Consider the following 19,815-nt stretch of genomic DNA (forward strand, 5'->3'; position numbering starts at 1 on the left):
CAATATTTGACCGTCTCACCGCCGCACCTTCGGTCGCGACTCGTCGCCCCGTGCCGGGCGTCGACAGCGCTCGCCGCATCCGGTGACGCTCGAAACGGAGTGTCCGTCCGAGTGGCGTGTCAAGTCTCACGTTTCTCGTGAACGTTACCGCGTCGGTGACACTCCGAAACCCGGACCGGACTCGTCCGGTGAGCTAAGCGCCGAATAACTATTCTACCGCTTTCGGTAGCTCACTCGCCGGAAACGTGCGGTTCGGCTCGGGCGACGGGACTACATCGAGGTTCGGATAGCTACTACTGTGCTATTATTTCTTATAACAAAGCAACGAATTAAAGTCGCTCGGGGCCCTCTCGTTACGTGGTCATGTCCACACCAGATACGAATTCACGTACCGACTCCGAACACTCGACGAACGCCGCGTTCGTCCCGTTCGTTCCGCTGTTCGTCGCCCTACAACTCGGGGTCCCGGAGTTCCTCCAGGACACCGTCTCGTCGATAGTCGCGTTCATCCCGCGGTTGATCGGCGCGCTCGTCATCCTCCTCATCGGATGGGTCGTCGGGCGCGTCGTCGCGCGTGTCGTCCGCGAGGTCGTCGATAGAGCCAAAATCGATCAGATGGCGTTGCGGACCCCCGTCGGCCGTGCGCTCGGAGGGACCGAACAGGCCGTCTCGGGAGCGTTCGGAAAACTCGCGGCGTACTACATCTACCTGCTCGCCGTCCTCGCGGCGGCGAACGCGCTGGCAATCAACCTGCTCTCGCAGTGGGTCAACACGGCCGTCTCGTACCTGCCGGCGTTCCTCGCGGGCCTGCTCGTCATCGTCCTCGGCTTCATCGTCGCTGACTTCATCGCCCGCGTCGTCCAGCAGAGTTCGACGGCGAGCGAGACGCGCTACAGCGGCATCCTCGCCGACGGCGTTCGACTGTTCCTCTACTTCAGCGTGCTCGTCATCGGCCTCGACACGATGGGCTTCAGCGTCCGCGTGCTGTACATCGTCGCGCAGGCCGTCGCCTACGGACTGGGTGCGGCCATCGCCATCGGCGTCGGCCTCGCGCTCGGCTTCGGCGCGCGCGGCTGGGTCGCCGACAACATCGGCAACTGGGCCGGACGCGCCAGTCGCGGCTCGCCGGGCTTCAGCGACGGTACGGTGAGCTCCGACGACGACTGAAGACGAACCGGCTCCCCCTCGACCGCGCAATTTTTTCACGCTCTCGCCCGCCGAGCGCGTCACATGCCTCGCTGGCCGGTTTACTCGCGTTTTTAGGTACAGAGCGTGCACCCGCCGGCATGCACGTCATCGTACACGGCGGCGCGGGTGGCACTCCCGACGAACCCGACCTTCGGCAGGCGACGCTCGACAGAGCGGCCGAAACCGGCGCAACGCAGTCGACGCCGTTGGATGCCGTCGAGGAAGCGGTGAAGGTTCTCGAATCGAACGAGCGGTTCAACGCCGGCGTCGGCGGCGCGGTCCAGTCCGACGGCGTCGTTCGAACCGACGCAGGCGTGATGACGAGCGACCGCGAGGCGGGCGCGGTGGCGAGCATGCCGGGCGTCGAACACGCCGTCTCCGCCGCTCGCGTCGTCGCCGAGGAGACGCCGCACGTCTTCGTCGTCGGTGACCACGCCGTCGACCTCGCCGCCGACTACGGCGTCGAGACGGGCGTCGACCTGTTCACCGAGGAGAGCCGCGAGCGCTGGGCCGACAGCGATGCGCCCGACGGAAGCCCCAGCGAGCACCTCCAGTGGCTCCGCGAGCGGTTCGGCGGTCACGACACCGTGGGGGCCGTCGCCGGCGACGGCGAGACGTTCGCCGCCGCGACGTCGACCGGCGGACGCTGGTTCGCGCTCGCCGGACGGGTCGGCGACGTGCCGCAGCTCGGGTCCGGATTCTACTGTGCGCCCGCCGGCGGCGCGAGCGCGACCGGCGCGGGCGAAGATATCGCCAAAGCGACGCTCTCGCGGCGGGCGGTGCGCCACCTCGAAGACGGGATGGACGCGCAGGCAGCGGCCGACCGCGCGATGGCGGAGTTCGGCGAACTCACCGGCTCGGAGGCGGGTCTCATCGTCCTCGACGACGACGGCGCCGGAAGCGCGTTCAACACCGACGGGATGCAGACGAGCGTCTCGACGCGATAGTCGTCGCGGCGAGAGTCGCAGCATCACTGCGCGCGTTCGCGTCGCTGTCCGGACGAATCGGCGTCAAAAAGGAATCCCGTCTCGAAGAGACGGAAGGGCGTCAGTTAGCTGTCGCTGCTGTTTCCGCTGTCGTTACCGTTCCCGTTGCCAGCGTCACCGGAGTTACCGGGCGCGGTGTCGTTGGCGCTCACGGGGACGGTGTAGGTAGTCTTCGACGTGGTGGCGATGTGCTGCGGCGAGTTCGTCCGTTCGAGTGCGGTCTGACTCGGGCCGCGAACTTCGAGTTCTACCTGCTGGGTCTCGCCGGGTTCGAGCACGACCAGTTCACTGGTCGGTGCACCGAGACCGGCGCGGTAGGTGACCGTGTCTGCGGTCGTCTCGTCGGTCGGGTTCAGCACCGTCACGGTGACGTTGTACGTCTCGTCGGCCGAAATCTCGGACGGTCCTTCGACCCCGGTGACGGCGAGACTGTTCCAGTCGGAGGCGACGCGGACCGACGTGGTACCGGTCGTCATCTCCTCGACTTCCACGGTGCCGACGTCGACGGCGTCGATGACGACCATGTCACCGGTACCGGAGCCGACCTGTCGGGCGTCTTCGGGCAGTCTCTCGACTGCGCCCTGAATCTGTTCGTCCGAGACGTCGGACTCGTTGACCGTCGAGCGGATGCTCTCGGCCGACTCGGTGAGCTCCTGGGATTCCTCCTCGGTCACCTCACCGTCTTCGACCGCCGCGCGAACGTTGGCGAGCCCCGACTTCAGCTGGACGTACTGCTCGTCGGTGAGCTGCTCTCGGTTGTCGTCGATCGCCGTCTCCGCTTGGTCGATGGCCTGCAGCGCCTCGTCGGTGTTCTCACCGAGCGAGAAGTTCTCCGCACCCTCCGTGTCGTCGAACGCCGACGGCATCGGCGTCGACTGCTGGAGCGTCTGGATGGTCAGCGAGTCGACTTCCATCTCGTCGACGTTGACCTCGCGCACGAGGACCGTCGTCCCGTTGGAGTCGCCGGCCTGACTCGATTCGCTCTCGTTCGCCATTGAGTCGCTCTCGCTGGAGTCACCCATCGAGTCGCTCTCGTTGGAGTCGCCGGAGAGCAGCCCCGTCTGGTCTTCCTCGACGTTCACTTCGCCGACAGAGAGCGTGTCGACGCGGAGCGTCCCGACGACGACCTGGCTAACCTGCTCGTTCGAGTCGAGGTAGCCGCGTGCCTGGGCCTCGTTCACGTCGTCGTCCTGAACTTCGATGTCCTCCATGGAGACGCCGCTGACCTCGATACTGTCGAACGAGACGTCCTCGAAGACGCCCTGTTCGACGGTACCCTGGTCACCGATCTCCACTTCTTGGACAACCAACCGCTCGACCGTGACGTTCTCGACGGTCCCGCCCTCGACTTGTAGCTCACTCACCGATACGTCGGTGAACGTTACCTCCTCGTCTGCCGTCGTCGCCGCACCACCCATCGCGGGTTGAACGCCTGCTGTTACGAGCAGAAGCGCGGTCACTAACGCGACGGCCGTCCGTATGGTTGTTGAACTCACGCCTTTAATCACTACAGATTCGATAATAAACCAGAGCGGCTGTTTTTACCCAACAAGCGGTGCTTATCTCGACAACCAATCGGTGCCCCGTCACGGGGTTTTCTGCGAAAAGCTCTAATTACTGACTTGAAACTGACCTGTTTGACCGTTCGCGCGTCGTCGAGGGCGACCGCCGACTCGGGGGTCGGCCGCTCCCTCGTCCCGCAACCTCTTTGCGTCGGTCGGTCAAAGCCTGCGGGTATGAGCATCGGACATCTCGACGACGAGACGGTCGAAAAGTACCGCGAGGCGGGCGACATCCTCCGAACCGTGTTGGACGAGTCCGCGGAGATGATCGAACCCGGCGTGACGCACCTCGAAGTCGCCGAGTACGCCGAATCGCGCATCGCAGAACACGGCGCGGGCTGTGCGTTCCCGGTCAACATCAGCGTCGACGAGGAGGCGTCGCACGCGACGCCCGCCCGCGACGACGACACGGAGTTCGGCGAGGACATGGTCTGTCTCGACGTCGGCGTCCACGTCGACGGCTACATCGCCGACGCCGCCGTCACCGTCGACCTCACCGGGAACCCCGAACTCGTCGAGGCGTCCGAGGAGGCGCTCGCTGCCGCGCTCGACGCCATCGAACCCGGTGCGGAGACGGGCGCTGTCGGCGCGGAGATCGAGGACGTCATCCGCGGCTACGGCTACACGCCTATCTTGAACCTCTCGGGCCACGGCGTCGAGCAGTGGGACGCCCATACGGGACCGAACATCCCCAACCGCGGCGCGGAACGCGGCGTCGAACTCCGAGTCGGCGACGTGGTCGCCGTCGAACCGTTCGCCACCGACGGCAGCGGCAAGGTGACCGAAGGCGCGAAAGAGGAGATTTACAGCCTCGAAAACGAGCGCTCGGTCCGCAACCGGCAGGCGCGACAGGTGCTCGACCACGTGAAGGAGAACTACCGCACGCTCCCCTTCGCGGCCCGTTGGCTCGACGTGCCGCGCGCGGACATGGCGATTCGCCGCCTCGAACAGAACCACGTCCTCCACGGCTACCCCGTCCTGAAGGAGGACGACGGCTGTCTCGTCAGCCAGGCCGAACACACGGTCATCGTCACCGAGGACGGCTGCGAGATCACGACGGACTGAGTCGAGAGCCGCGGAATCGAGCGTCGTTCGTGCAGTCGACCGACGAGAACGCGACGCCGTTACCGACGCCGCCCGTCGGGGTCCGGGGTTCTGGACTCGGCCCGTTCGAGTCGCCCGTCAGCGGTCGCTGTCTGGTTCGCTATCCCGAACCGAAGTGAAGGGAATGGCTCAGTAGGCTCCGCCGTCCTCACGCGTTGTTCATCCGCTGTGTCTTCTCCGAGCCGCAGACGCCGCAGACCGAGATTCGGTACGGTTCGCGCGAGAACTCCGCGTTCTCGCGCTTCTTGCTCTCGGTTCGAATTTCGACACGGACGTCGTGTGTCGTCTCCCTCCCGCAGCGGTCACACGCCTCCGTCACCCCGTCGGGTCTGGATTTCGTCGCCATTTCGGACAACAGTATGGGCGATTTACGAATAAAGACACACCTCCGTTCCGCAGCATTTCGACCGTTCATCGCAAGACGGCGGCGACTTTAACCGGACATAACGGGGTAACCGTTCAAACCGTTTAGCGCCGTCAGACGGGGTAGGACGGTGTTGGACGGTGCGTCGACGCGTGTGAGAGGTTCTCGAACGTCGACGCCGAGACCACGTTCGTCCGCGCTATCACTCGGCGGCGGCCGCAGTGAGGTACGCCTAAGCGACTGGCGACTGTGACTGTGCTATGGACCAACTGTTCGCGCCGTGGCGCATCGAGTGGGTCGAGCGCGACGGCGACGGCGGCGACGGCTGTCCGTTCTGTACGCTCCCCGACGAGAACGCGGACAGAGAGAACCGCATCGTCGCCCGCAGCGACCGCTGTTTCGTCCTCCTGAACAACTACCCGTACAACCCCGGTCACGCGATGGTCATCCCCTACCGCCACACCGGCGAGTACACCGACCTCTCCGACGCGGACCTGCTCGACCACGCCCGGCTCAAGCAACGGACGTTCGAGGCGCTTCGGACCGCCATCGGCCCCGACGCGTTCAACGCCGGGCTCAACCTCGGCGGCGCCGCCGGCGGTTCCATCGAGGACCACGTCCACACCCACGTCGTCCCCCGGTGGTCCGGCGACACGAACTTCATGCCCGTCGTCGGCGACACGAAGGTGCTCGTCGAAGCGCTCGACGACACGTACGACCGCCTCCACGACGCTTTTTCCCGGCAGGAGGGTGCAACCGTCGGGGACGACGACGCCGCGGTTCGGGTTCGGTTCGACTGAGTGTCGCTCGGACTCTCGACACCTCGCGGCACACCCGACGCCGAGTGAATCACCGGCACAGACCGTCACTCCAAAGCACCTTTCAGCGGCGGTGTCCTACGACGACCGATGGACCGGCAGGCCGTCGTCAGGCGAGTCGGGGTGGTCGTCCTCGTGGCGAACCTCGCGCTCGCCGCGGCGAAGGGGGCGGCGTGGTACACCACCGGGAGCCTCGCCGTCGGGTCCGAGGCGGTCAACAGCCTCTCGGACGCCGTCTACAGTTTCGTCGTCCTCGCCGGCCTCTACATAACGACGCAACCGCCGGACTTCGACCACCCGCACGGCCACGAACGGATCGAACCGTTCGTCTCGCTGTTCGTCGCCGTCGGCATCTTCGCGGCCGGCGCGGCGGTGCTGTGGCGAGCCGTCGAGTCGGTACTCACCGGCAGCTACGGCGAGACGGTCGGACTTGCCGCCGTCGGCGTCCTCGTCGCCAGCGCCGTCGTGAAGTACGCGCTGTACCGGTACTGCGGTCGAGTCGGCGAGAGAGAGAACTCTCCGGCGCTCGTCGCCGCCGCCCTCGACAACCGAAACGACATTCTCACCGCCAGCGCGGCGCTCGTCGGCGTGCTCGGCACCCGACTCGGCGCACCGATTCTCGACCCCGCCGCCGCCGCGGTCGTCTCCCTCGGCATCGGCTACACGGGCTACGAAATCGTCCGCGACAACGTGAACTACCTCGTCGGGCGTGCGCCGCCGGAGAACCTCCGCAGCGAGATCATCCGCCGCGCGCTCTCGCATCCGGACGTCCGCGGCGCTCACGACGTGGTCGCTCACTACGTCGGCCCCGAGATCGACGTGAGCCTCCACATCGAAGTCGAAGGCGACATGACCGTCCGAGAGGCCCACGACATCGAGACGGATATCGTCGTGTCGATACGGGAGCTCTCGGAGGTCGACGACGTGTTCGTCCACGTCGACCCGAAGGAGCTCGGCGAGTGGAAAGAAGACGACGAGACCGACCGTCTGGCCGGAGAGACGGGCGTCGACGGACGACGCTGACCGTCCTCCCGTCCCCGACACAGCCTCGCGTACGCGGAGTCGCTAAGAGTAAACTGCGGTGGGTTGAGTTTCGCGGCTCACCAGCAGGAGACCTCTCGGAGCGGTTCCGAGCCCTCCGCAACGAGGCGAAGCCAGCCGAGACACGGAATCCGAACGCCGGCCTTCGCGCGGACCCACTCCTCTCTGACGACGGGTGCGATACCTTTCGCCTGGTCGTAGACGCCGTTGGCGTCGCCCATCGTCACGTAGCCGTCGTGCGGGGCCGGACAGTTCCGAAGGTCGTCACAGCTGTCGACACCGGCGGGGAGGTACGACCGGTTCGCCCGCTCGTACCAGTTCTCGCCGTCGTCGACGCGGAAGCGCGCGCGGTGGATTATCGGCGTCTCGCGGTTCGGCGCGTCGTAGATTATCACGTCGCCGTCGCCGACGAAGCGCCGGTAGTCGCCGTCGTCGTCGGCCGTCACGACGCCGGCGGCGTCGGCGGTTCCCCCCGAGAACCGGTCGGTGGCGGTGACGACGACCATGTCGCCTTTCTGCATATGGGGGTCCATGCTCCCGCTCTCGATGGCGACCATCGGGGGCCACACGCCGCTCACTAACACGAGGACGAGAAACACCGCCGTGACGACGGCGACGGGTTGGAGGACGTCGCGGAGGAGGGGGCGGCTCATACAGTTGGGAGAACAGGTCGATGAGTAAGAGCGTTGCGGGATACAGAGTCGACCTGTTGCGCGAATCGCCGTTACGCGGTGTCCGTCGCCGCGCTCGACGCGGTCGTCGTTTCGGTGTCGAGGTCCACCGTCTCCGACGCCGAGACCATCCCGTCGACGCTCGCCGTCACCTCCCCGTTCTCGTCGCCGGAGTACTCGGTGCTGAACCGTTGGCTCCACTCGACGCGTCCGCCCGCGTCGACGTTTTCGCGGACGATGGTCGACTCGTCGTCGTCGGCGATACCGGCCGTCGGCCAGTACACCGCCGCGAGGAACTCGCCGTCGACGTCGCTCGTGTTCTCGGCGACGAGCGAGAGTTCGACGTTCGCTCCCTCGCTCACGAGTTCGGCGCCGAACGAGCGTAACTCGAACGTCGGCGCACGGCGGCCAAGCTCTGAGGCGGTACCCGCCGACAGCGCCCATCCGGCGGTGTCGCCAGTGTGGCGGCACCGAATAGCGGCTTCGTCGGCGTCGAGCGGCGACGGTGGCTCGAAAGCGACCCAGCCGACCGTTCGCGGTTTCAGCATCGGCGGCCCGTCGTACCGAATCCGGCCCCGGTCGGCGAACGAGGTGGTGTACGCGCCCGTCGTTCGCTGCTCGATCTCGACTGTCGGATACGTCTCGCCGTCGACGACGAGTTCGAAGGCGTCGTACGGCGGTTCCGTCGAGGCGTTCGGGTTCACTTCGTCGCGGTGCTGGACCTCGGCAACGACGAACTGGCGGTCGGCGGGAGCGAGCACGCCGCCGGAACCCATTATGGACTCGTAGGCCGCCGCCTTTCTGACGGCGGGATTTGCGACGGCGATTCGCACGTCACCGACGGTCCGCACCGACGACTCGGGCAGGACGAACGGCTCGTTCTCTGGAATCTCGGTCGCTGTCTCGCTCGGCGCGGGCGTCGGGGTCTCGGTCGGCGTCTTGCTCTCACGACCGTCCGCGCCGTCGCTCCCGTCGGTCGCCGGAGCGGTACACCCGGCGGCAACGCCGAGCGCCGAAAGTCCCGTCGCACGCAAAAAGGTCCGTCTGGAGGGCATCGTCACTCCAGACAGTCACGTACGTGGATAAATGCTTTCTCCCGATACCGGCCGACGGAGAAGACGTCTACGAACCCGGACAGCCGAGCTGGTACTGGTTCTCGTAGGCGGCCGACGGGATGGTGACGGTCACTGACTCGCCGTATCCCGCGTATCGGGTCGCGATATCCGCGGTGGCGGTTGCACCCCGTCGAGAGAGTTCCAGATGGAGGGCGGATTTGACCGGGCGGTTCGTCTCGGGGTCTATCCAGAGGCGCGCGGTCGCGTTGTCGAACGAGTTGCCGCCCAGTCCGGCGGTTTCGGTCCGACGACGCTCCACGAGCGACTCGACGGTGTCGTCGCTCGGATGGGCGACGACGAGGACGGTCCGATTCCCGTCGACGGTCCGGTTTCCGCGCCAGTAGACGTTCGAGCGCTCGAACAGTTCGAACTGGCGGTGAAGCGGTGTCACGGTCGCCCAGTCTCCCGAGTCCGAGACGTTCTCGACGGCGTACCCGCTCCACGGTTCGGAGCACTCTTGATAGGACTTGCCCTCCGTAACGTAGGAGTCGAACGTTTCACCTTCGACGTCCGACGTTGCGTGCATTCGCTTCGACACGAGGTCGACCGAACCGGTGCCGTCGACGGTTGCAGTTCGAGACTGCTCCCCGTCCGACGCGGAGACGCGAAGGCTCGTATCGAAACGGTACGTCTCGACGCTCGCGACCGTGTCGTTTACTTCCTCGACGGCGGCAACAGCGCGGTCGTCGCTGGGCGGCGGGCTGTCGAACGGGAGCGCGCTACAGCCTGTGAGGAAGACAGCGAGACAGACGACGAGGACCAATCGACGCATAGGATGGCCACTTTCGTGTCTCTATAAATGTATTTTGATGAGAGATATGTCGTCGAAAACTGCCCTGTCGTTTCTTCGCGCCGGTCACACCGGCTCTGCGAACGCGTACACCGTCTGGTGACCCGTCACCTCGACCTCCAAGAAGTCGCCGGGTTCGACGCCGCGTTCCGACGCGTTCTGGACGATGATCTGTCGGTACGCGCCGTCGCGGCACTTCACCGAGTCGCCGACGCCCTCCTCGACGACCAGCACCTCCCGTCGAGTGCCGACCATCTCCTCGTACGCCTCGCCGACGACGTCCATCTTCAGTTCGGACATCGCCTTCGAGCGCTCCTTCTTGACGGTGCCGCCGAGGCCCTTCATGTCGGCGGCGTCGGTGCCGGGGCGCTTCGAGAAGCGCGTGATGTTCACTTTCTCCGGGCGAATCTCCCTGAACAGCGCCATGCTCTGGGCGTGGTCGTGGTCGGTCTCGGTGGGGAAGCCGACGATGAAGTCGGTCGAGAGCGTCCAGTAGTCGAGTCGCTCGTCGAACGTCTCGACGATGTCGAGGAACTTGTCGACGCGGTGCTGACGGCGCATATCCTCCAGTACGTCGTCGCTGCCGGACTGGACGGGCAGGTGAATGAAGTTGTACAGCTTCTCGTTCTCCGCGAACACGTCGGCGAGTTCCTCGCGGATGCCGTGGACGCCGCCGGGGTTCGCCATCCCCACTCGCACGCGGAACTCGCCCTCGATGTCGCAGATACGGTCGAGCAGCTCCGCCAACTTCCGGTCGCCTTTGTCCCAGCCGTAAACGCCCGTGTCCTGCCCCGTCACGCGAATCTCCGTCGCGCCGGCGTGGACGAGCGCGCGGGCCTTCTCCACGTTCTCCTCGACGGGCGGCGAGTCGATGCGCCCGGTGGCGAACTTCGTGATGCAGTACGAGCAGTTCGACATGCAGCCGCGGGCGATGGGGAGAATCCCCACTTGACCGTCCAGAACTGGCTGGGTGTCCGGCGTGACGGTCGGACACTCGCCGTTCATCGCCGCGTTCGGCACGTCGTCCCAGTGGAGCACCTCGGCGTCGATACCGGCCTCGCGGAACTCGTCGCCCTGCGCGAGCGCCATACAGCCGGTGATGATGAGGTCAGCCGTCTCTCTCTCCAACTCCTCCGCCCGGCGAATCATGTTGCGTTCGGTCTTCTCGACGACCGTGCAGGTGTTGAGGATGGCCACGTCGGCCTCCTCGGGTCCGTCGGCGGGGTGGTGGCCGCCGTCGCGCAGCGCCTGCTCGATGTGGCGGCTCTCACCCCGATTCGACGTGCAACCGTAAGTTTCGATGTGGTACCGGGCCATTCGCTTGTGGGTTGTATCGGGTCTGCGGGCAAAAGCGCGACGATTGGGGGCGGTTCGTGGTTCGGTTCGCCGACCGCTTTCGGCTCGCCCTTGTTCTTCCGAAAATATATCACGAGTCCGGACGCACGGTCGGTGATGCCCTCCAGACGACAGCTTCTCGCAGCGGTCGGGGCGGCCGGAACGCTCGGTCTCGCCGGCTGTCTCGCGGCTGGAAACCGCGACTCGGCGGCCGGTGCGAGGCAGGTCGACGAGGACGCGCCGACGAACTGGCCGCGACCCGCCTTCGACGCCGGGTGGACGAGTTACAACCCGAACCCGGTCGGCCCGCGCTCGAATCCCACGGTGCGGTGGTCGACCGAACTGCCCGGCCTCCCGACCGGTCGCCCCGTCGTCGCCGACGGGGCCGTATTCGTCCCGTGCTCGGATACGCTCCTCGCGCTCGACGCGGAGTCGGGCGAGGAATGGTGGCGCGCGGGCGGCGAAGACGACCACTACCTTCGCTCGCCGTCGGTTCACGACGGAACCGTCTACACCGCGTCGGGTGGCGGCCGAGCGTTCGCCGTCGACGCCGAATCGGGCGAGGAACGCTGGTCCGTCGAGACCGACGCCGCCGCCAGCACGGTACCGACGCTCGACCACGACGGAGAGCTGTTCTTCGTCGGCGACAGCGACGAAACCATCTACGCGTTCGACACGGGAACCGGCGAGGAGCGGTGGCGACGGAGCCTGTTCGGCTCCGCAAGCCGTTTCGTCGCGTCGGTCGGCGTCCTGACGGTCGGCACCGAAGGCGGCGAGGTGTACGCGCTCGACCCGTACGGAGAGCGCGGTTACTGGCGGACCAAACTCGGCGGCGCGGTACAAGCGCTCGCGGTCACGGACGAGGACGTGTTCGCCGGGGGGTTCGGCGGCCCGCTCGCACGACTCGGTTCCGGCGCGCTCGCCGGAGCGCCGCGCTGGGAGAGCGACGCCGTCAGCGCCCACAGTTCGCTCGTCGTCACGTACGAAACCGTCTACGGGACCGACGGTTCGGGACTCGCAGCCGTCGACGCCGCCTCGGGCGAGACGCGCTGGACGGCGGGCGACGACTACTTCTCGGGACCCGCCGCCGCGGGCGACACGGTCTACGTCGGCGGCGAGAACCGCGTGGACGCCTACGCGATGGACGGCGGCGTCGGCGTCGACGACGTCCGATTCGGCGCGAAGCGGTGGACCGCCGACGTCGAAGGCGGCGTTCAGGAGGGACTCGCCGTCGCCGACGGCGCTGTCTTCGCGCTGACCACCACCGAAGACAGCTCGCGGGCGTACGCCATCGAGGAACGGAGCGATTGAGGCCGGTCGAACGCCGGTCTCGTTCAGTCGTCGTCCGACCGCGACCCGAACAACCGCTCCCGCAGCGACCGCTTGCTCGGGCGCTCCGCCAACAGCACCGAACACTCCACCTCGTCGACGATGTCGTAGACGAGCGACCCGGTCAGCAACCGCGAGAGCAGGCCGCGTTCGGTCGCGCCGATGACGACCATCGACATCTCCTCGGAGTGGCGGCCGATAGCGCCCTCGACGTCGCCGGAGGAATCGACGCGAATCTCGGCGTCTCCAAGGTCGCGCTCTTCGGCCCACTCGCGGAGGAACGTCTCGCCGGCTTCGCGCTCGCCCTCGCCGTCGACGACGTAGAGCAGCGACACGTTCGACCCGCGGTCGAGGAGGATGCGCGCGACCTCGGCGCTGAGGTCGGAGTCGCCGCCGCCCGCCGTCGGGACCAGTACGTCGGAGGGGTCGAACCCCTCGTCTTTCAGGACGAGGAAGTCGCAGGGGAGGTTCCCGGCGAGTTCGTCGAACGTTCCCTCGACGCGGCCGGCCGACCAGAACGGCGACCCGCCCCACCCCATCACGACGAGGTCCGCGCGGTGGTCGCGGGCGGCGTCGAACACCTCTTCGACGGAGCGGTGCGAGACGATGGTCCGCGTCTCGACCGGCGCGCCGAACGTCTCGGCGCTCTCGCGGGCGGCCGCGAGCAACTTCGACGACTCGGCGTCTATCTGCTGAATCCGCTCGGCACCGGCCGACAGCGGCACCTGGTCGGGGACGGTGACGACGTGGATGGCCTCGACGGTTCCGCCGCGCGCCGTCGCCATCAGACTCGCCAACTCGATGAGATGCTTCTCCGTGCGGGGGTTCGCAAGCGGCACCATCACGCGGTAGTCGCCGCCGTCGGGTTGGACGGTCGTCGCGGCGGAGACGGCGGCGTCGGGCATCGTCTCGGAGCGCGAGAGCACGTACTGGCTGAGCAGTCCCCCCGTCTCGACTTTCCTGCGCGCGTAGACGAAGTACCAGACGACCGCGGCGACGACGAACACCGCCGAGAGCGCGATCTCGATGTCGTCCATGAACGCGACGAGACCGAGCGACAGCAACGCCCCGGCTATCGGCGTCACCGGGTAGAACGGCACGCGGAACTCCGGTTCGTAGTCGATAGCCTCGGACTCGCGGAAGACGATGAGCGCGACGTTCATCAGCGCGTAGACGATGAGATGGAGCACGCTCGCCGCCTTCGCCAACACCGCCAACCTCTGTCCGAGCGCCGCGATGAACACGACGATGATGAGGCCCGTGACGAGAATCGAGCGGTACGGCGTGGCGAACTTCGGGTGTATCTCGTTGAGCCAGTTCGTGACGATCTTCTCGCGACCCATCGCGAAGTTGATGCGCGCTGACGCGAGAATCGAGGCGTTGGCGCTGGAGGCCGTCGCCAACAGCGCTCCGAGCGTCATCACGGTCGCCGCGACGCCGGCGATACCGCCGGGGAACGCGACCTCGGCGGCCTGCGCGACCGGCGCATCCCGACTGAGGTCCGGCCACGGGACGACGCCGAGCATCACCGTCACCAGGATGGCGTAGAGCACGGTGACGAGCGCGACGCTACCGATGATGGCGATGGGGAGGTTTCGACCGGGGTTTTTGAGTTCCTCGGCGACGGTCGCGATCTTCGCGTACCCCAAGAACGAGACGAACACCAACGCAGTGCCGGGGAGGATGGCGCCGAAGCCGAACGGGGCGAGGCCGTCCTCGCCCGCGAGCGTCGCGTAGTCGAACGTCGTCCACCCCGCGACGGCGAACGCGCCGAGAATCGCGAGGAGAAGCAAGACGATGACGGTCTGGATGCCGCCGGTCTCCTTCGCGCCGATGTAGTTGACGCCGACGAAGACGAATCCAGCGAGCAGCGCGCCCACCTGTATCGGCGAGAGGAAGAGGACCCCGGGCAGGCCGACGAGTTCGGCGAGATACTGACCGAAGCCGATACAGTAGAACGCCGAGGCGAACGCGAGACCGACCCAGTCGCCGAGACCGGCGATAGAGCCGAACAGCGGGCCGAGCGCGCGGTTGACGTAGTAGTAGCCGCCGCCGGCCTTCGGCATCGCCGTGCCGAGTTCCGACACGGAGAGGGCGTTGACCATCGCGATGAGCCCGCCGACGACGAACGAGACGACGACGATGGGACCGGCCTCCTGGGCGGCGACGCCCGGCAGGACGAAGATGCCCGCCCCGATCATCGTCCCGATGCCGATGGTCATCGCCGACAGCAACCCCAGGTCCTTCGCTAACTCCTCGTCAGCCATCGCGTCTCTCCTTCGGGTGACGACCCGGCGACTCCGCGTTAGTTCCGCCCGTCCCCTCGATTCGAACGCTCATACTGCACCGTTCTGAATGAGGAATCATAATTCAATCGACTCACATCTGCTTGATGCAAAATCTAATATATAAATGTCCTACTCTGCAAGTATCTGCACTAGAATTACACACGAACAAAAGTGTGACTCTCTGCGTCGCCACTCAGCGAGGTAACGTTTCGAGCAACGAGCGTCTCGGAGCGACGCCGATCGATTCCAGTCTCCGAACTACTCGGTGTTCCGGAGCGCGGCGAGCGTCTCGTCGGGAACGTCACCGCGGGAAAAGAGCGTCACCTCGTCGCCGGCGCGGAGGACGGTGTCGCCCCGCGGCGTCACGACGGTGTCGCCGCGGTCGACGGAGATGACGAGGGTGTTTCCGCTCAAGAGGCCGCGCTCGTCCGCCTCCGAGAGCGTCAACCCGTCGATGGTCGCGCCCTCGCCGATAGTCGCTTCGACGATCTCGGAGCCGCCGGTGAGGCTGACGAAGTCCGAGAGCGTTCCCCGGTGTTCGTCGCCTTCGGGTTCGTACGCCGCGTACGGGAGATACGTGTCCGCCTGCACGAGATCTTCGTCCTCGATCTCGATGCCGAGACTGGAGAGCGCCCGCGCGACTCGTCGGAGGTCGGCGATGTCCTCGCCCACCGCGAGCACGTGGAGGTTCCGGCGACCGGTCATCAGCTCCCGGACGTGGACGACGCCCGGGACGGTTCGGACCCTCGCGGCGATGGACTCCCGCTCGGCGACGGGGGCGTTACAGAGATAGAGGTTCGTCAGCCGTCCGTCGGCCCGCTCGAAGTCGACGTGCGCGTGGTACCCTTTGATGATGCCCGCGTCCTCCAACCGGGCGATTCGGTTGCGAATCGTCCCCGCGGAGACGCCCAGTCCCTCGGCGATTGCGGGCGCGGAGGTGTTACGTGCGTCCGCCATCAGCGCGTGGATGACTCGGCGGTCGACCTCGTCAAGTTGGAACTCTCCCTCCATTCTCACTCCGGTGCGCCGTCGAGAATCGCCGTACCGCTCGATGCACCGATGCGCTCGGCTCCGGCTTCGAACATCGCCATCGCCTCGTCGTAACTGCCGACCCCGCCGCTGGCCTTCACCGGCAGGTACTCGGCCATCAGTTCGACGTCCTCGACCGTCGCGCCGCCCTCGGCGAACCCGGTCGAGGTCTTCACGAACGCGGCGTCCGCCTCCTTCGCCGTCTCGCAGGCGCGGTGTTTCTCCTCGTCGGTCAGAAGCGCCGTCTCGATGATGACCTTCACCGGTATCGGCACCGCGGCGACGACTTCGGCGACGTCGGCTTCGACGGCGTCGTCGTCGCCCGCTTTCAAGCGGCCGACGTTGATTACCATGTCCAACTCGTCGGCCCCCTGCTCCCAGGCGTCGACGGCCTCGACGCGTTTCGTCTCCGTCGAGTGCTGCCCGTGCGGGAAGCCGACGACCGTCGCCAGCGTCACGTCCGGGGCGTACTCGGCGGCCTCGGCGACGTAGCAGGGCGGGATGCAGACGTTCATCCCGTACTCGGCGGCCTCGTCGAGAACGCGCTCGACGTCGTCGAGCCTCGTCTCCGGGCCGAGAACGGTGTGGTCGATGCGGGCGGCGAGTTCGCTGCGCTCCATGGCCGTCCCACGACGGCGGGCGTTAAAATCCCGCCGGAGACCGGCGCGCAGTCGTCGAAGCCCACCCCCCGGCGCGGCCGTCTGCGTTCGGTAAGGCTTTCACGGCGGCCCCACACTCCTCGCCCCATGCAGGTGTTGCCCGAGGGGTTCGCGCTGCCGCCGCTGCCGTACCTCCTCGCGCTCGTCGTCGGTCTCGCCGCTGTCGGCTACGCGCTGTACCGCCGCCGACCCGCGTTCACCGACCGCCACGTGCTCGCGCTCGCTCCGTGGATGGTCACCGGGTCGGCGCTCCACGTCGCCTACGCGCTCGGGGTTCTTCCGCCCGTAACCGAACCGCTGATGGGGACGCCCTCCGTCTACCTCTCGGTCGCCGTCGTCGCCGGCGGCGTCTGGGTCGTCGCCGACGCGGCCGACGTAGCAGTCCCCACGACGCTGGCCGCGTCGGGAGTCGTCGCCGCGGTTCCGGCAGTGGGGCTACCCGTCGCGGCGGCGCTCTCGTCGGGGTCGTTTCAGCCCTTCTGGTCGATTGTCGCGCTCGCGGTCTCGCTCGCCCTCGGTGCAGCCGTGTGGTTCGGACTGAAAACCGTCCGGCCGGAGACGGCCGTCACTCGGTGGGCCGGCGCGCTCGCGGTGTTCGGCCACACGCTCGACGGCGTCTCGACGGCCGTCGGCCTCGACGTGCTCTCGTTCGGCGAGCGGACGCCGCTGTCGCGGCTCATCTTCGAGTTCGCCGCCGAGTTGCCGACCGCCGAGCTCATCGGCTCGGGGTGGCTGTTCGTCGTCGTCAAACTCCTCCTGGCCGGCGTCGTCGTCTCGCTCATGGCCGACTACGTCCGCGACGAACCCGGCGAGGGCTTTCTGCTCCTGACGCTCGTCGCGGCCGTCGGTCTCGGGCCAGGGGTCCACAACCTCGTCCTCTTCGCCGTCGCCTGACCCGTCGACTTCTCGTCGTCTTCGCCCACTTCTGTCGCCGACGGACGACCGCGTCGGGTGGCTTTTTCTCGCCGCCGACCGAGAGTCGTCTCATGCCCCGCGTCATCTGCGCCGGTCACGTCAACTGGGACGTGACGCTCCGCGTCGACCAGCTCCCCGAACCGGACGGCGAAGCGGCTATCGAGGCACAGTCCGGCGCGGGCGGCGGCAGCGCCGCGAACGTCGCCGGCGGCCTCGCCGGTCTGGGCGTGGCGACCGACATCTTCGGGAGCGTCGGCGACGACGGCCACGGAGCGGAGGTCGAGGCGGAGCTCGCCGACGCGGGCGTCGACTGCGAGACGCTGGTGCGAACCGAGGGGCCGACCGCGGTGAAGTATCTCGTCGTCGCCGCCGACGGTCGAGTGATGGTGCTCGGCCGCGACGGAGTCAACGAGGCGTTTTCGGCGACTGACCTCGCGCCGGAGCGACTCGCCGCGGCCGACCACCTCCACCTGACGAGCCACGACCCCGAGACGGCCGCGACGCTGGTCGACCGAGCCCACTCGGTCGGCGTGCCGGTCAGTTTCGACCCGGGCCGACGCGTCGGCGACCGCGGCTTCGAGGGCGCGCTCGACGGAGCCGACATCGTGTTCCTCAACGACCGCGAGGCGGCGGCGGCGCTCGACGCCGACCTCTCGCCGAACGGTCGGACGCTCGTGTTGAAACACGGTCCGCGCGGCGCGGAGGTTCGCACCCCGACGGAGACGTACACCCATCCGGGGTTCGCCGTCGACACCGTCGATACGACCGGCGCGGGCGATGCGTTCGCCGCCGGCTTTCTGGCGAGCCGCCTCGACGGCGACGGCTACGACCGAGCGCTCGCCGTCGCCAACGCCTGCGGCGCGCTCGCCGCCTCGTCGTCGGGCGCGCGCACGGCGCTCGACTGGGGGACGGTCGGCCGACTGCTCGACGACTGAGACGCCGTCGAACACCTGTCAGACGCGTCGATAGTCTCCCGCACGTTTATACGACTGCACGGACTTTTCCGGGGTAATGTTCGTCGACATCGCCCTCGACACGGCGGCGGCGCAGAGCGCCGCGTCGCTGGTTCGCCTCGTGCTGGGTGCGCTGGCGGGTTTCGTCGCGGCCGTCGTCATGGGTGTGCCGATGGGTCGACAGGAGGGCGGCTTTACGCCCGCCTACGTCGCCGCCTCGGTGCTGCGTCGAACGACGCCCGACGAGGTGAGTCTCCGCGACGCGACCGTCGTCCACCACGGCGCGGGGATGCTCGCGGGCGTGCTCTACGCGTTCGCGTTGATAGTCGGCGAGTCGGTCGTCCCTCCCGTGTGGTCGCTCGGCGGCGTCGACCTCCTCTCGCATCTGGTCGCCGTGGGCGTCGTCGTCGGGTTCATCTACGGCCTCTTCGCGCACGTCGTCCTCCCGCGAGCGGGCGGTCGCATCTACGAGGAGCAGTCGACGGCGGTTCGCGGCCAGTGGCTCCGCTCCTCGCTCGTCTTCGGCGCGGCGCTGGCCGTCGTCGCGCCGTTTCTACAGGCGTTCGCGTGACGCTCGCCTCTCGACGCTCGCCTCCGAATGTCCGCCCCCCCGACGCTCACTCCTCGGGCGGGAACGGCAGCCCTCCGTCGCCCTCCCGGCGCATCACGTCGCGGGCGAACAGTCGAATCCCGTCGACGAGGTCCGCCTCGTCGTCGTACGACCGGACCGTCGCGTCCCACCGGTCGGCGACGGCGCGAATCATCGCGCTTCTGACGCCCGCCTCGTGGACGAACAGCACCCGCTCGCGCGCGTGGTCGGACATGTCCTCTAACACCGCCCCGACTTCGATACCGACACCGAGATTCTGCCCGTCGCCGGGAACGACGAAGACGACGGCGTTGCTCGCGCGGGCGAACCGAAGCGACTGCGTCCCGGCGTCCATCTCGTCCAAGTCGATGCCGACGTCGGTGGCGAGGAACGCGTTGAATCCGACGTCCCGCAGGTCGTCGCGCAGCAGTTCGAGGAAGGCGAACATCTCGGCGTTCTCCCCGCGGTGAGCCTTGTACGGGCCCATGATGTAGACGAGGAACCGTCGATATTTCGTCGGCGGGAGGGTGTCGAGGAGGCGGTCGCGCATCGTTGACGGCGATTCTCGGGGATAGGGTATAAAAATAGCGGCTGTTTCAGGAGACGTTGACTCAAGAAGTGTTATGTGTCACTAAGCGCTACGTAGAGACAGTAAGTGGTCGCCATGTCCAAAGCCGAACTCCCCAACATCCCCGAACTCCCCGAGGACGGCGTCCTCACGCTGAGCGAGTACCTCGCCATGCAACGCGCCATCGGCGAGGAGACGCGCTACCGCGTGCTCGCCGAACTGCTCCGCGAGGGCGAGCTGAGCGCGAGCGAACTGTCGGAGAAACTCGACAGCCCCTCCAATCGCCTCCACTACCACCTCGACAAACTCGTCGACGTGGGGCTGGTGGCGAACCGGAAGCGCCGCGAGCGCGGAACGGACGGCCTCTACTCGTACTACGTGGTGACGGCGCTCGGCGAGGCCATCATGACCCACGGCGTGAGCGAACTCATCGCCGAGGAACGCGAACTGCTGCAGCGGTACGCCTGAGTTCGGGCGGGCGACACCGGAGACCAATCAGTTTTTCCCGATT

The 19,815-nt window shown here is 67.2% G+C and carries 20 protein-coding genes; 10 read left to right on the plus strand and 10 right to left on the minus strand.

The window, feature by feature from the left end:
• The first annotated feature begins 363 nt into the window (after window positions 1-363).
• Together DV709_RS11950 and DV709_RS11955 are read left to right on the plus strand one after the other, a co-directional pair.
• Window positions 364-1,167 carry a mechanosensitive ion channel family protein gene (locus DV709_RS11950; RefSeq protein WP_117594658.1) on the plus strand — a complete coding sequence of 268 codons (804 nt, stop codon included), beginning with the start codon at window positions 364-366 and terminating at the stop codon, window positions 1,165-1,167.
• Window positions 1,168-1,286: 119 nt separating this feature from the next.
• Window positions 1,287-2,135, plus strand: coding sequence for an isoaspartyl peptidase/L-asparaginase (locus tag DV709_RS11955; protein WP_117594659.1), 849 nt, complete (start codon window positions 1,287-1,289; stop codon window positions 2,133-2,135).
• 104 nt (window positions 2,136-2,239) lie between these two features.
• Here the strand turns inward: DV709_RS11955 and DV709_RS11960 are convergent, their stop codons facing one another.
• Window positions 2,240-3,670, minus strand: a complete 1,431-nt coding sequence (locus DV709_RS11960; RefSeq protein ID WP_157972730.1) for a hypothetical protein — start codon at window positions 3,668-3,670, stop codon at window positions 2,240-2,242.
• A gap of 240 nt (window positions 3,671-3,910) precedes the next feature.
• Between DV709_RS11960 and map the strand changes: the two genes are divergently transcribed.
• Complete coding sequence (gene map, locus DV709_RS11965; protein ID WP_117594661.1) at window positions 3,911-4,801, plus strand: type II methionyl aminopeptidase; 891 nt, start codon at window positions 3,911-3,913, stop codon at window positions 4,799-4,801.
• A gap of 187 nt (window positions 4,802-4,988) precedes the next feature.
• On the opposite strand, the gene DV709_RS11970 is transcribed toward map, so the two are convergent.
• Window positions 4,989-5,186 (minus strand): DUF7835 family putative zinc beta-ribbon protein, encoded by a 198-nt coding sequence (locus DV709_RS11970; RefSeq protein WP_117594662.1) that lies wholly within the window; start codon window positions 5,184-5,186, stop codon window positions 4,989-4,991.
• 278 nt (window positions 5,187-5,464) lie between these two features.
• Here DV709_RS11970 and DV709_RS11975 point away from each other — a divergent pair, with 278 nt between their 5' ends.
• Together DV709_RS11975 and DV709_RS11980 are read left to right on the plus strand one after the other, a co-directional pair.
• The gene (locus DV709_RS11975) at window positions 5,465-6,004 is read left to right on the plus strand and encodes an HIT family protein (protein ID WP_117594663.1); all 540 of its coding nucleotides are present in this window, start codon (window positions 5,465-5,467) and stop codon (window positions 6,002-6,004) included.
• A 108-nt stretch (window positions 6,005-6,112) separates the two neighbouring features.
• Window positions 6,113-7,045, plus strand: coding sequence for a cation diffusion facilitator family transporter (locus DV709_RS11980; RefSeq protein WP_117594664.1), 933 nt, complete (start codon window positions 6,113-6,115; stop codon window positions 7,043-7,045).
• Window positions 7,046-7,122: 77 nt separating this feature from the next.
• On the opposite strand, the gene DV709_RS11985 is transcribed toward DV709_RS11980, so the two are convergent.
• The 4 genes from DV709_RS11985 to DV709_RS12000 form a co-directional block, all read right to left on the minus strand.
• The gene (locus DV709_RS11985; protein WP_117595303.1) at window positions 7,123-7,716 is read right to left on the minus strand and encodes a S26 family signal peptidase; all 594 of its coding nucleotides are present in this window, start codon (window positions 7,714-7,716) and stop codon (window positions 7,123-7,125) included.
• A gap of 71 nt (window positions 7,717-7,787) precedes the next feature.
• On the minus strand, window positions 7,788-8,789 hold the full coding sequence (locus tag DV709_RS11990) for a hypothetical protein (protein WP_117594665.1): 1,002 nt from the start codon (window positions 8,787-8,789) through the stop codon (window positions 7,788-7,790).
• Between the two features lie 67 nt (window positions 8,790-8,856).
• Window positions 8,857-9,621, minus strand: a complete 765-nt coding sequence (locus DV709_RS11995; protein ID WP_198665714.1) for a hypothetical protein — start codon at window positions 9,619-9,621, stop codon at window positions 8,857-8,859.
• A gap of 84 nt (window positions 9,622-9,705) precedes the next feature.
• Window positions 9,706-10,956 (minus strand): tRNA (N(6)-L-threonylcarbamoyladenosine(37)-C(2))-methylthiotransferase, encoded by a 1,251-nt coding sequence (locus tag DV709_RS12000; protein WP_117594666.1) that lies wholly within the window; start codon window positions 10,954-10,956, stop codon window positions 9,706-9,708.
• A 135-nt stretch (window positions 10,957-11,091) separates the two neighbouring features.
• Between DV709_RS12000 and DV709_RS12005 the strand changes: the two genes are divergently transcribed.
• Entirely contained in the window at window positions 11,092-12,285 is a 1,194-nt protein-coding gene (locus DV709_RS12005; protein ID WP_117594667.1) for a PQQ-binding-like beta-propeller repeat protein, read from the plus strand.
• Window positions 12,286-12,308: 23 nt separating this feature from the next.
• Here DV709_RS12005 and DV709_RS12010 read toward each other — a convergent pair whose 3' ends face one another.
• The 3 genes from DV709_RS12010 to deoC form a co-directional block, all read right to left on the minus strand.
• Window positions 12,309-14,570 carry an amino acid permease gene (locus DV709_RS12010; protein WP_117594668.1) on the minus strand — a complete coding sequence of 754 codons (2,262 nt, stop codon included), beginning with the start codon at window positions 14,568-14,570 and terminating at the stop codon, window positions 12,309-12,311.
• Between the two features lie 279 nt (window positions 14,571-14,849).
• On the minus strand, window positions 14,850-15,602 hold the full coding sequence (locus DV709_RS12015) for a winged helix-turn-helix transcriptional regulator (protein WP_117594669.1): 753 nt from the start codon (window positions 15,600-15,602) through the stop codon (window positions 14,850-14,852).
• A 2-nt stretch (window positions 15,603-15,604) separates the two neighbouring features.
• The gene (deoC, locus tag DV709_RS12020) at window positions 15,605-16,240 is read right to left on the minus strand and encodes a deoxyribose-phosphate aldolase (protein WP_117594670.1); all 636 of its coding nucleotides are present in this window, start codon (window positions 16,238-16,240) and stop codon (window positions 15,605-15,607) included.
• A gap of 126 nt (window positions 16,241-16,366) precedes the next feature.
• Between deoC and DV709_RS12025 the strand changes: the two genes are divergently transcribed.
• The 3 genes from DV709_RS12025 to DV709_RS12035 all read left to right on the plus strand — a co-directional run bounded on the left by DV709_RS12025 (window position 16,367) and on the right by DV709_RS12035 (window position 18,718).
• Window positions 16,367-17,173: a DUF63 family protein gene (locus tag DV709_RS12025; RefSeq protein ID WP_117594671.1), complete on the plus strand. Its 807-nt coding sequence runs from the start codon at window positions 16,367-16,369 to the stop codon at window positions 17,171-17,173.
• A 92-nt stretch (window positions 17,174-17,265) separates the two neighbouring features.
• Window positions 17,266-18,129, plus strand: coding sequence for a carbohydrate kinase family protein (locus DV709_RS12030; RefSeq protein ID WP_117594672.1), 864 nt, complete (start codon window positions 17,266-17,268; stop codon window positions 18,127-18,129).
• A gap of 76 nt (window positions 18,130-18,205) precedes the next feature.
• Window positions 18,206-18,718: a hypothetical protein gene (locus DV709_RS12035; protein ID WP_117594673.1), complete on the plus strand. Its 513-nt coding sequence runs from the start codon at window positions 18,206-18,208 to the stop codon at window positions 18,716-18,718.
• Between the two features lie 46 nt (window positions 18,719-18,764).
• Here DV709_RS12035 and DV709_RS12040 read toward each other — a convergent pair whose 3' ends face one another.
• The gene (locus DV709_RS12040) at window positions 18,765-19,286 is read right to left on the minus strand and encodes a DUF7509 family protein (protein ID WP_117594674.1); all 522 of its coding nucleotides are present in this window, start codon (window positions 19,284-19,286) and stop codon (window positions 18,765-18,767) included.
• 114 nt (window positions 19,287-19,400) lie between these two features.
• Between DV709_RS12040 and DV709_RS12045 the strand changes: the two genes are divergently transcribed.
• A complete protein-coding gene (locus DV709_RS12045) occupies window positions 19,401-19,772 on the plus strand; it encodes a winged helix-turn-helix domain-containing protein (protein ID WP_117595305.1) in 372 nt (123 codons plus the stop codon).
• Window positions 19,773-19,815: the final 43 nt, after the last annotated feature.

The organism is Haloprofundus halophilus (assembly GCF_003439925.1).
GTDB lineage: Archaea > Halobacteriota > Halobacteria > Halobacteriales > Haloferacaceae > Haloprofundus > Haloprofundus halophilus.